Annotated in this window: 11 protein-coding genes; 6 read left to right on the top strand and 5 right to left on the bottom strand. The window is 57.7% G+C overall.

Going from position 1 to position 12,072, the window contains the following annotated elements:
• Positions 1-17: 17 nt before the first annotated feature.
• The 4 genes from INF32_RS02960 to INF32_RS02945 all read right to left on the bottom strand — a co-directional run bounded on the left by INF32_RS02960 (position 18) and on the right by INF32_RS02945 (position 3,534).
• Positions 18-605, bottom strand: coding sequence for an NADH-quinone oxidoreductase subunit B (locus tag INF32_RS02960; RefSeq protein WP_226386925.1), 588 nt, complete (start codon positions 603-605; stop codon positions 18-20).
• Entirely contained in the window at positions 596-946 is a 351-nt protein-coding gene (locus INF32_RS02955; protein ID WP_226386924.1) for an NADH-quinone oxidoreductase subunit A, read from the bottom strand. The genes INF32_RS02960 and INF32_RS02955 overlap by 10 nt, the downstream gene beginning before the upstream one ends.
• A 102-nt stretch (positions 947-1,048) precedes the next feature.
• Positions 1,049-1,441: a hypothetical protein gene (locus INF32_RS02950; protein ID WP_226386923.1), complete on the bottom strand. Its 393-nt coding sequence runs from the start codon at positions 1,439-1,441 to the stop codon at positions 1,049-1,051.
• Positions 1,442-1,503: 62 nt separating this feature from the next.
• Positions 1,504-3,534, bottom strand: a complete 2,031-nt coding sequence (locus INF32_RS02945; protein WP_226386922.1) for an alpha-amylase family glycosyl hydrolase — start codon at positions 3,532-3,534, stop codon at positions 1,504-1,506.
• Positions 3,535-3,674: 140 nt separating this feature from the next.
• Between INF32_RS02945 and INF32_RS02940 the strand changes: the two genes are divergently transcribed.
• Positions 3,675-5,225, top strand: a complete 1,551-nt coding sequence (locus INF32_RS02940) for a peptide MFS transporter (RefSeq protein WP_226386921.1) — start codon at positions 3,675-3,677, stop codon at positions 5,223-5,225.
• A 140-nt stretch (positions 5,226-5,365) separates the two neighbouring features.
• On the opposite strand, the gene INF32_RS02935 is transcribed toward INF32_RS02940, so the two are convergent.
• Complete coding sequence (locus INF32_RS02935; protein ID WP_226386920.1) at positions 5,366-6,811, bottom strand: DEAD/DEAH box helicase; 1,446 nt, start codon at positions 6,809-6,811, stop codon at positions 5,366-5,368.
• A gap of 152 nt (positions 6,812-6,963) precedes the next feature.
• Here INF32_RS02935 and xpt point away from each other — a divergent pair, with 152 nt between their 5' ends.
• From xpt to INF32_RS02910, 5 genes are all read left to right on the top strand, one after another.
• Positions 6,964-7,533 (top strand): xanthine phosphoribosyltransferase, encoded by a 570-nt coding sequence (gene xpt, locus INF32_RS02930; protein WP_226386919.1) that lies wholly within the window; start codon positions 6,964-6,966, stop codon positions 7,531-7,533.
• A 68-nt stretch (positions 7,534-7,601) separates the two neighbouring features.
• The gene (locus INF32_RS02925; RefSeq protein WP_226386918.1) at positions 7,602-8,372 is read left to right on the top strand and encodes an MBL fold metallo-hydrolase; all 771 of its coding nucleotides are present in this window, start codon (positions 7,602-7,604) and stop codon (positions 8,370-8,372) included.
• Between the two features lie 3 nt (positions 8,373-8,375).
• A complete protein-coding gene (locus INF32_RS02920; protein ID WP_226386917.1) occupies positions 8,376-10,496 on the top strand; it encodes a B12-binding domain-containing radical SAM protein in 2,121 nt (706 codons plus the stop codon).
• A gap of 12 nt (positions 10,497-10,508) precedes the next feature.
• Positions 10,509-11,321: an SDR family oxidoreductase gene (locus INF32_RS02915; RefSeq protein ID WP_226386916.1), complete on the top strand. Its 813-nt coding sequence runs from the start codon at positions 10,509-10,511 to the stop codon at positions 11,319-11,321.
• Positions 11,322-11,335: 14 nt separating this feature from the next.
• Complete coding sequence (locus tag INF32_RS02910; RefSeq protein ID WP_226388086.1) at positions 11,336-12,052, top strand: DUF169 domain-containing protein; 717 nt, start codon at positions 11,336-11,338, stop codon at positions 12,050-12,052.
• Positions 12,053-12,072 lie beyond the last annotated feature (20 nt).

Raw genomic sequence — 12,072 nt, 5'->3', positions numbered from 1 at the left:
TTTGATCTTCTCCATCTTTATTTCTCGTTATCGGGGTTTTCGCTCTTGGGCTGTTTGTGGTTCACAACGCCGAAGAAACGCTCCACTTTTATTTTACGCTGCAACTGCATCATCCCGTACAACAGTGCCTCGGGCCGCGGAGGACAACCCGGCACATAGACATCCACGGGAATAATCGTATCCACACCGCGCACCACATGATAGGACTTCTTGAACGGACCGCCCGAAATGGCGCACCCGCCCATCGCTATCACGTATTTCGGCTCGGCCATCTGATCGTACAGACGCTTGAGCACCGGAGCCATCTTGTGCACGATGGTTCCGGCCACCACGATCACATCGGCCTGGCGCGGACTGGCCCGCGTCACCTCGAACCCGAACCGGGCGAAGTCGTAACGGGCCGCACCGACCGCCATGAACTCGATACCGCAACAACTCGTTGCGAAGGTGAGGGGCCACACCGAATTGGACCGGCCCCAATTGATGAGTTCGTCCAACTTGCCGATCATCACATCCACACCGCCCTTGCGGAGTTCCTCCAGATATTCGTTGTCGTTGAAGTCCTCGTACTTCATCGACTTGATTTTGGGCTTCGCTATTTCCATTCCAGCGCTCCTTTCTTCCATGCGTAGGCAAGGCCCAACGCAAGAATCACGATAAAGAAAATGACGTTCACGAGCCCCATCACTCCCACATCCTGCACGATCACCGCCCAGGGAAAGAGGAACACGGCCTCCACGTCGAACATCAGGAAGAGGATGGCGAACAGGTAATACCCCACCTTGAACTGCATCCACGAACGTCCCCGCGTCGGAATACCGCACTCGTACGCCTCGCCCTTCTGTTTATTGAACGAGCGGGGCGAGATCAATCGGGCGATTCCGAGCGCGATCGCAACCAGTGCGATGGCCGTAATCAGAACGACGACAAACAGTGTCAGATTCATACTACTTAATTCCTAATTTATTTTAATGTATTTCAAATTCCTATCCCACCATAAAAACGACACCGTTCCCGATAACGGAAACGGCACAGGAAACGGTACAGGCTAAATGATAATCTCCCCCAACGCGTAAACATAGCGCAATGTCCGGACGACATCCGACACTGCGGACGCATCCGATACGCGGAAAGCGTCTTCATCCTCGTCGGATACATGACAAAGACTGCGCGCCGCCCAGACAGGAAAACGGACACCGAAAGCTACGACAGGGGCCGTAGGAGCAGCCGTCCCCGAGGAATTTTCCAGGTCGTTACCGCGCAACAGCGTCGAAAAGACGACTGCCCCGGCTCCCGGTAAATTCTGCTGGAACAGAACGGATACGGCGTCCACTTCCGATACGGGAACATACGACCCGCCGATCCGCACCCCCTGCAGGTGAGAGACGGTCAGCAGCAGCGACAAAACGGTCAGCACATAATATACAACGGCCTTCTTCATAGATTTCGAGGCCACAAATGTAACGAATCTTTAACGAAAAACCGAAAACCGTTTAAGATTTTTTACATTTTTTTAAAAACCGTCGCTGTTCTGCAAATATTATAGATTTTCATCAAATGACTTATGTGTCCCTCCGCATCCGTCACGGGATAGGAAAAGTGTGCGACTGACTCGTCCTGCCGTCCCGATCCTCCGAACTTTTCCGAGTCGGTCGAGAGCACCACCCTATATTTTCCGGGCTCGGGCACCGGCACCGCATAGTCGGGCAGGCTGCGGTCCGGATGCCAGTTGAAAACGAACAGCAGGTCCCCGTGGCTGAACGCCATCGTCTTATTCTCGCCGTCCATCAACCGGTTGTAGGCATAACCGTCGTCCAGCACACCATAGCGTTTCACCATCCGGAGCATGGCCCGGTCGAACTCGTTCAGATAGCTGTACCGGAGAAAAGGGTTTTCCGCCAGACTCCATAACCTGCGGGCATGGGCATAGCTCCACCCGTTGCCTTCCCGGGGAAAGTCGATCCACTCCGGATGTCCGAATTCGTTGCCCATGAAATTCAGATAAGCCTGCCCGCCCAGTGAAATCGTCACCAGCCGGATCATCTTGTGCAGGGCCATTCCCCGCTCGACGACGATATTCCGGCAGGCCCGGTTCATATCCGTGTACATCTCCTTGTCCATCAACCGGAAGGCTATGGTCTTATCTCCCACCAGCGCCTGGTCGTGCGACTCGGCGTAAGCCACCGTCTTCACCTGGGGCAAACGGTCGGTCAGGATGTTCCATATCTCCCAGATGTTCCACTCCTCGTCCGGAACCTCTTTGAGCAGCCGTATCCAGAAATCGGGGACCGCCATTCCCAGCCGGTAATCGAATCCCACGCCGCCGTCGGGAATCGGGATACACATGCCCGGCATGCCGCTCACATCCTCGGCGATGGTCACGGCCTGCGGGCGGAAATCGTGCACCAGCCGGTTGGCCAGCGTCAGATAGGTCAGCGCATCGCGGTTCACCGAACCGTCGAAATACTTCTCTCGGCTATCGAACTCCGTGTACCCGTGATGGTAGTAGATCATGGAAGTCACCCCGTCGAAACGGAAACCGTCGAAATGAAACTCGTCCAGCCAATATTTCACGTTCGAAAGCAGGAAATGCTGCACCTGCCCCTTCCCGTAGTCGAACAGTTTCGAGTCCCAGTAAGGCTGGTTGCCCGCCTCTCCCGGCGGCGAATAGAGATGATCCGTACCGTCCAGTTCATTGAGCCCTTCGTTGACGTTTTTCACATAGTGGGCCTGTACCAGATCCATAATGACGGCGAGCCCCATGCCGTGCGCCTTCTTTATCAGCGCCTTGAGGTCTTCCGGAGTGCCGAACCGCGAAGATGCAGCGAAAAAGCTGGAGACATGATAACCGAAACTGCCGTAATAAGGATGCTCGGCCACGGCCATCAGTTGCACGGTATTGTACCCCAGTTTCTTGATTCGGGGCAGTACGTTGCGGGCGAACTCCCGGTAGGTTCCGACTCGCTCCTCCTCCTGGGCCATGCCTACATGGGCCTCGTAAATCAGCAGACTGCCGTTTTTCGAAATATCGAAATCGTCACCGCCCCAATCGAAAGGTTCCGGATTCCAGAACTGCCCGCAGAAATCCTTCGTCCGCTCGTCCTGCACCACCCGGCGGATATAGGACGGAATCCGCTCCAGCCAGCCGTTGTCGCCATGCACCAGCATCTTGACCAGACTGCCGTGTACCAGCCTCCCTGCGTATTTTTCATCGGACAGGAAAACCGTCCACACTCCGTCCGCGCCCTTTTCCAGCGGCACCTCCGTACGCTGCCAGCCGTTGAACTCACCGAACAGGTAGACGTCCTGCGCACCCGGCAGCCATTCGCGGAACCACCACCCTTTTGCCGCATCGTCCCGCTGGAAACCGAACCAACGGTATCCGTTGGCGAAATCCACCAGCGATCCGGCTCCGCGCTCCATCTCCGCCAGGCGGTCGAGATAGAGCCTGCGGCGGTACCCCAACTCCCCGGCCACGGGCTCCAGCCACGGATCGTCCTTTACCATGCGTAATTCCGTATCGTTGTTTTCCATGAGAGATCAATCATCAATTAGGCAAGGAAAGTTAATCAAAATTTAGCGTCAACCGACAAAAAAGTAAAAAATTATCCTACTTTTGTGGACACAAGTATAAAAATCACCATTTATTAACCTGAACAAAACACCGCTTCTGTATGTTTAAAGGACACCCCAAGGGACTGATCGCCGCCGCTTTGGCCAACATGGGCGAACGGTTCGGCTTCTACATCATGATGGCGATCCTTTCGCTGTTCCTCACGGCGAAATTCGGGCTGGAAAAGACGCCCGCCGCCGTAATCTATTCCGTATTTTACGCCCTGATCTACCTGCTGGCCCTGGTCGGGGGTATCATCGCGGACAAAACCCGCAACTACAAGGGGACGATCCTTTGGGGACTGGTGCTGATGACCGTCGGCTATTTCCTGATCGCCATCCCGACCCCCACGCCGGTTCCCAGCCTGGCCCTCTACCTGGCCATGACCTGCGGCGGACTGCTCGTGATCGCTTTCGGAAACGGCCTGTTCAAAGGCAACCTGCAGGCACTCGTAGGCCAGATGTACGACAACAACGAATACTCGGCCAAACGGGATACCGGTTTCCAGATATTTTACATGTTCATCAACATCGGCGGTTTCTTCGCTCCGTTCGTCGCCATCGGCGTGCGCAACTGGTGGCTGAAACTGCACCACCTGGCCTACAATTCCGACCTGCCCGCTCTCTGCCACGGATTTCTGAAGGGCAATCTGTCGCCCGAAGCCACCGAACGTCTCCAGGGACTGGCCGCCGAGGTGAGCGGAGGAACGGCTCCCGCCGATATGGGCGCTTTCGTCAACAACTACCTCGACGTGTTCAACACCGGGTTCCACTACGCTTTCGGAGCCGCCATCGTAGCCATGCTGATCTCCCTGACGATCTACATCGTCAACAAACGTCGCTTCCCCGATCCGGCCCTGAAGGCCGCTCCGAAAAAGGATGGCGGAGCTTCCGCGGCCGAGACCATCGCCCCGATGGATGCCAAAGAGATCAAACAGCGCCTTTACGCGCTTTTCTCGGTATTCGCCGTGGTGATTTTCTTCTGGTTCTCGTTCCATCAGAACGGCATCACGCTCACCTTCTTCGCCAATGACTACACCAATCTCAGCGCGATCGACATCAACCTGGGCTTCACCCGGCTGGTCGGAGCGGAGATATTCCAGTCGATCAATCCTTTCTTCGTCGTTTTCCTGACGCCGATCGTGATCGGCCTTTTCGGCTGGCTCCGGGCCCGGGGCAAAGAACCCTCGACCCCGAAGAAGATCGCCATCGGCATGGGTATCGCCGCCTGCGCATTCATCGTCATGGCTCTGGGATCGTTCGGCCTGCCCACCTCCGCTGAAGTCAAGGCGATGGGCGGCCTGCCCGACGCAGCCCGCGTTACGCCCCTGTTGCTGATCGGCACCTATTTCATCCTCACCGTCGCCGAACTGTTCATCAGTCCGCTGGGGCTCTCGTTCGTTTCGAAAGTGGCCCCGCCCCAGTACCAGGGCATCATGCAGGGCTGCTGGCTGGGAGCGACCGCCATCGGCAACCAGCTCCTGTTCATCGGGACGATTCTTTACGAGCATATTCCGATCTGGGCGACTTGGGTAGTCTTCGTGGCAGCCTGTCTGATCTCGATGTTCACCATGCTCGCCATGCTCAAATGGCTGGAGAGGATCACGAAATAACAGGGATTATCCAATGAAAAGGGGCGGTTTATCTACCGCCCTTTTTCATATCCGTTCCGCCGTCTGTACAACTTACCTCCACACGCCGTTCGCGTCCCTATTGACAAAAATTCCGGCGACACATGCCGCCGGAATATGAATCAGTTCTGCTCCGTTTCACCCTGAGCCTTCGGTTTGCGACGGCGACGGAACGGACGGCGGCGTTTCTTTTTGACAACTTCCCCTGTCGTATCGGAAGCCTGCTGCGTCCCGCCGGACGCAACAGGGACGGAGACCGGTACAGACGTTTCGGTCCCCGAAGCGTCTGCGGGCCGCGACTCTTCCCGCTTTGCACTGCGGCGCTCTCCACGCCGGTCACCCCGGCGCCCCGAAGAACGGCCTCCGCCCGAGCGGCTGCGCCCTCCCCGTCCGCGGCGTCCTCCTTCGTCGGCACCCGGATTGTACTCGGGTCCCTTACCGACCGACTCGGGAAGCGGTGTCTTTTCGATCTCCCGTTCAATGAATCGTTCGATGCGATGGAACTTGCCCTGCTCGGCATCGCACACGAACGTGATGGCCGCCCCTTCGGCACTGGCCCTCGCCGTACGGCCGATGCGGTGGATATAGTCCTCGGGATCGTGAGGTACGTCGTAGTTGATGACCAGACCTATGTCCGTGATGTCGATTCCCCGGGCCACCACATCCGTTGCCACAAGAATGTCGGTCTTGCCGTTCTTGAAATCGAGCATGACGGCCTCCCGCTGCGACTGTTCGAGGTCGGAGTGCATCGGAGCCACGTTGAGCTTCATCCGTTTGAGGGTGAACGCCAGCTCCTTCACCTTCATTTTCGAAGAAGAGAAGATGATGGTCTTGGTTCCCGTAGGCTTGGCGAACAACTCGCGGATAATACCCATCTTCTGGTTCTCGTGACAGATATAGGCCGACTGGGCGATCGCCTCGTTCGGCTTCGAAACGGCGATATTGATCTCGGCCGGAGCGTGGAGGATCTGTTTTGCCAGCTCCCGGATTTTCGGGGGCAGCGTGGCGGAGAACATCAGCGTCTGACGTTTCTCGGGCAACTGCCGCACGATGTGCATGATATCGTCGCAAAAGCCCATGTCCAGCATCCGGTCGGCCTCGTCGAGAATCAGATACCCCACATGCGAAAGATCGACCCCGCTGTTCTGGATATGGGCGATCAGACGGCCGGGCGTGGCGATCACCACCTCAGCCCCGGAGAGCATCCCTTTTTTCTGCAAATCCCAGCCTTTGCCGTCGCCCCCGCCGTACACCACGGTATGGGAAAGCGGCAGAAAATAGGCGAACCCCTCCATCTGCATGTCGATCTGCTGGGCCAACTCCCGGGTCGGCACTATCACCAGGGCCTTCACGTGGTTGTCGGGATTTCCTTCGCTCATCAGCCGGTCGAGCAACGGCAGGGTATAGGCAGCCGTCTTCCCCGTCCCGGTCTGGGCGCATCCGATCAGGTCCCGCCCTTCGAGGATCACGGGAATGGTATGCTCCTGCACGGGGGTCATCTCCTGAAAATTCATGGCCTCGAGCCCCTGCAGAATATCCTTGTTGAATTCCAGTTCGTCGAATCTCATCGCAAATCTTTACTATTTCATCCGAAAAATTTGTCAAAGATAGCGATTTTACACCAATCCGCCCCACCCCGGCACCTATATTTTACTTTACGGCAAAAAACGAACGGCGTACCGGAGTTTTTCACTACCTTTACCGACCAAAACGAAACGCAATGGAACTACTCAAAAAACGGATTCTGCAGGACGGACGCTGCTTCGAAGGAGGTATTCTCAAGGTAGACAGCTTCATCAACCACCAGATGGACCCGGGGTTGATGAAGGCCGTAGCGGTGGAATTCGTACGCCGGTTCGCCTCCCGGCCGGCCAACAAGATAATGACCATAGAGGCCAGCGGCATCGCCCCGGCGATCATGGTGGGTTTCCTGCTGGACCTGCCCGTGGTATTCGCCAAGAAAAAATCACCGAAAACCATGCGCAACGCACTGACCACCACCGTACACTCCTTCACCAAGGACCGCGACTACGAAATCTGCATCAGCCGGGATTTCCTCACCCCGGACGACCGGATTCTCTTTATCGACGACTTTCTGGCGCACGGCAATGCGGCCGTGGGCGCAATGGAGCTGATCGGACAGGCGGGCGCTGCGCTCGAAGGGATGGGGTTCATCATCGAAAAGGCATTCCAGGGCGGTTCGGACCGTTTGCAGGCCATGGGCGTCCGGGTCGAATCGCTGGCCGTGATCGAAAGCCTCGACGACTGTATAATCCGCTTTCGGGAATAGGTCCGGACAGCCGTTTGGCCACGGAGGAAAAATCAATTATCTTTGATGGACCGTATATCGAAAAAGACATGACGAAGCTGACCTTTCTGGGGACGGGGACTTCGCAGGGAGTACCCGTCATTTCGTGCGGGTGCTGGGTGTGTTCCTCCGAAGACAGCCGGGACAAACGGCTGCGGACGGCCGCACTGGTGGAGCACGGCGGCACGACTCTCGTAATCGACTCGGGACCCGATTTCCGCCAGCAGATGCTGCGGGAAGGAGTCAAACGGATCGACGGTATCCTGCTGACCCACGAGCACAAGGACCATATCGGCGGACTGGACGACGTGCGGGCATTCAACTACACGTCGGGACATGCCGTGGACATCTACGCCGAAAAGCGCGTACAGCGCACCGTCAAAAAGGATTTCGATTACGCATTCGCGGAGTACAAATACCCGGGCGTGCCGGAAATCAACCTCATCACGATCGACGAACGCCCTTTCCGGGTGAAAGACACGGAAGTGATCCCGATCCGGGGTTTGCATTTCAAACTCCCCGTATTGGGTTTCCGCATCGGAGGAATCGCCTATCTGACCGACTTCAACCACATCGTCCCCGAAGAGATCGAAAAGATCAAAGGCGTCGAAATCCTGGTTATCAATGCCCTGCGCAGGGAACATCATGTTTCCCATTTCACGCTCGACGAGGCACTCCACGTCAGTTGGCTGGTATCGCCCGGGCAGACCTATCTCACCCACGTGTCGCACCAAATGGGCCGCTTCGCCCAGATAGACCGGGAACTTCCTCCGAACACGCATTTCGCATACGACGGACTGGTCGTGGAATCAATCGAATAGCCGATGGACAAAATCCTGCTCGTCACCCCTCCCTTCGTACAGGTCAACGCACCCTACCCGGCCACGGCCTATCTGAAAGGCTACCTCACCCGACAAGGCATTGCGGCCGAACAGTACGACCTGTCGATCGAACTGATCGGCGAAATTTTTTCGGCAACGTTTCTGCGGGAAGTATTCGACGGATGCGACCCGGCCCGCTTCGCCGACGATCCGAATCTCGTGCGTATCCACGCACTGAGAGGACGGTACCTCGCCACGGTCGGTCCCGTACTGACCTTCCTGCGGGGCCAGGACCCGACACTGGCAGGCCTGATCTGCGGAGCCGAATTCCTGCCGCAGGCCGGACGGTTCGAAACGCTGGCCGACCTGGATGCCGCCTTCGGTTCGATGGGACAGGTCGACTGCGCCAAATACCTCTGTACGCTTTACCTGCAAGACATAGCCGATTTCCTGCGGGCCACCGTATCGGAACACTTCGAGATCGTCAAATACGCAGAACGGATCGCACTTTCGATCCCCGATTTCGCACCGCTGGCCGAAGAGCTGGCCCGGCCGCTCAACCGCATCGAAAAGCGGATGACCGAGTTGCTGCACGAACGGATCGAAAGGGAGCGCCCCCGCTTCGTAAGTTTCACGGTGCCGTTTCCGGGCAACCTGCTTTCGGCACTGCGGTGTGCCCAATACATCAAACGTGTCTTTCCCGAAATCAGCACCATTCTGGGCGGAGGCTACCCTTCCACGGAGTTGCGGAACCTGACGGACAGGGCGCTGTTCGACTATTTCGATTACGTTTCGCTCGACGACGGGGAACTGGCCCTGGAACGGATCGTGACCGGCGGAGAGCCGATCCGCACCTTCACCCGGGAGGGATACCACGAGGGCGAAGGACGGATTTCGCACCGGGAACGGGGCTGTCCCGATTTCGGAGGGCTTCCCCATGACAGATACTTTTCACTCTGCGAGGTCACCAACCCGATGCACCGTCTCTGGAGCGACGGCCGCTGGAACAAGATGATGCTGGCCCACGGCTGTTACTGGGCCCGATGCGCCTTCTGCGATACGTCGCTCGACTACATCGGCCGCTTCGATGCGGCATCCGCAGGACAGATCGCCGACTGGATGGAGCAGGTGGCGGCCCAGACCGGGTCGCGCGGATTCCATTTCGTGGACGAGGCCGCCCCTCCCCGCCTGCTCAAGGACCTGTCGCTGGAACTGTTGCGCCGGGGAGCGAAGTTCTCGTGGTGGACGAACATACGGTTCGAGGCCGCCTACACGGGCGACTTGTGCCAACTGATGGCGGCGGCAGGATGCATTGCCGTGTCGGGAGGACTGGAAGTGGCCTCCGACCGGCTGCTGACCATGATAAACAAGGGCATCACGATCGGACAAGCCACGCTGGCCATGCGTAATTTCTTCTACGCGGGAATCATGGTACACACCTACCTCATGTACGGACTGCCCACACAGACCCTGCAGGAGAGCGTCGATTCGCTGGAAGTGGTTCGCCAGATGTTCCGGGCACAGCTGATCGACTCGGCTTTCTGGCACCGCTATGCCATGACCCTGCACAGCCCTTCGGGCCGGGAACCGGAAAAGTTCGGAGTACGGCGCAAAGGGACGGGTCTCAACCCATTCGCCAACAATGAAATCTATTTCGCGGAAAACCGCGGATACAACATCAATCTGGTAGGCGACGGCCTTCGGGAGGCCCTGGCGTGCTACATGGCGGGCGAAGGGCTGGAACGCCCGGTCCACAAATGGTTCGCGGGGAAAGTACCGCCGACCGCCGTGGAACCCACCCTGATCACCGACCATCTGATCCGTCCGGATGCCTGCCGCATTTTCGACGAAAAGGCCCGGCTGGTATGGATCGGAAGCCCCCTGCGACGGACGGAGGAGGGAATCGAAGCGTACGGCCCCGCCGGGCAGAAAAGGATGAAACTGCCGGACGCAGACGCGGACTTTCTCATGCGTATCACTGCCCTGTGCGGCAACCTGAACGAAACCGTCACGTTCGCCGACGTGCAGAAAATCTATGCCGAATACGGCAGCGAACCGTTCGCCATCCTGTACCATTCGAAAAAATGGGACATCCTGCGGGGATTCGGCCTGTTACAGATATAATTACGAAAAAACATGGATTTCAAGGAAAAGAGAGTCATCATCACGGGAGCATCGTCCGGTATCGGGCTGGCGCTGGCCCGGGAATTCGCCCGGCGGGGAGCCCGGGTCGTCATGGGAGCGCGAAGCGGCGAAAAGCTCGAGGCACTGGCCCGGGAGATCGACCCTGCGGGTGAACGGACCGCATGGACCGTAACCGACGTCACACGGGAGGAAGACTGTCGGCGGCTGGTAGAACTGGCTGCGGAACGCTTCGGCGGCGTGGACATTCTCATTTGCAATGCGGGAATCTCCATGCGGGCCCTGTTCGAAGAGGTAGACCTATCCGTACTTCATCGGCTGATGGACGTCAACTTCTGGGGAACGGTCCATTGCGCCAAATACGCCCTGCCCTATCTGCTCCGCACCCGAGGGTCGATCGTGGGCGTTTCGTCGGTGGCCGGCATCCACGGCCTTCCCGGCCGCACAGGCTACTCGGCGTCGAAATTCGCCATGTGCGGCTTTCTGGAGACCCTGCGCATCGAAAACCTCAAAAAAGGATTGCACGTGATGATCGCCTGTCCCGGTTTCACCGCTTCGAACGTACGCTTTTCAGCCCTGACTGCCCACGGACAGAGCCAGGGTGAATCGCCGCGCGACGAGGGCAAGATGATGACGGCGGAAGAGGTGGCCCACCGGATCGTACGGGGCATCGCCCGCCGCAAACGGACGGTGCTGATGGAGTTCGACGGCCGGGCCACGACCCTCATCAAGAAGTTCGCCCCCTCCCTCCTCGACCGGCTTTTCTACAACCACATGGCCAAGGAACCCGACTCGCCGTTCAAGTAACGAAAGTCATGGAGATGCGCATCGACACGTTTATCGACAACTACCGGGAAGCCTTCGGGGAGCTGGCTCCGCTGCCCATTATATTCCGGTACGACGACACGCCCGTCACCGAAACTCCGAAAATCGAAGGCTGTTTTTTCAAGGGACTGCGGGAGGTACGCGACGGCCGTCCGATCAGTCTGAACGCGGAAACCATCGGCTGCGGCGGAGGAAAATTCTATACGGGATTCTCACCGATGCCGGACCGGGTACCCGGATTCGTGTCGTTGCAGGAAAAATACAAACGGTCTCCGGAAATGGTGGCCGATTTCATCCGGCAGGCCGACGTCCGGCGGACAGAAAAGCGGTATCTGAACTTCATCCGCATAGACGGGGCCGACCGTTTCGATGGCATGGAAGGAGTGCTCTTCTTCGCCACGCCCGACATGCTCTCCGGTCTTTGTGCATGGGCTTTCTACGATAATAATGATGCCGATGCCGTGACCGCCCTGTTCGGTTCCGGATGCTGTTCGGTCGTAACCAATGCCGTATATGAGAATCGGAGGAACGGTTCACGGACATTCCTCGGGCTCTTCGACCCGTCGGTGCGTCCGTATGTCGGTGAATACGAACTCGGTTTCGTTATTCCGCGCTGCCGCTTCGCCCGCATGTACGAAACCATGCGTGAGTGTTGTCTGTCCGGCACACACGTATGGAAAAAAGTGAAAGAACGGATCGGCGCCCGTCCCTGACTCCGCGGACCCGGTCCAAA

This window comes from Gallalistipes aquisgranensis, assembly GCF_014982715.1.
In the GTDB taxonomy this organism is placed as follows: domain Bacteria; phylum Bacteroidota; class Bacteroidia; order Bacteroidales; family Rikenellaceae; genus Gallalistipes; species Gallalistipes aquisgranensis.
This window is presented reverse-complemented; position numbering and strand designations above follow the sequence as displayed.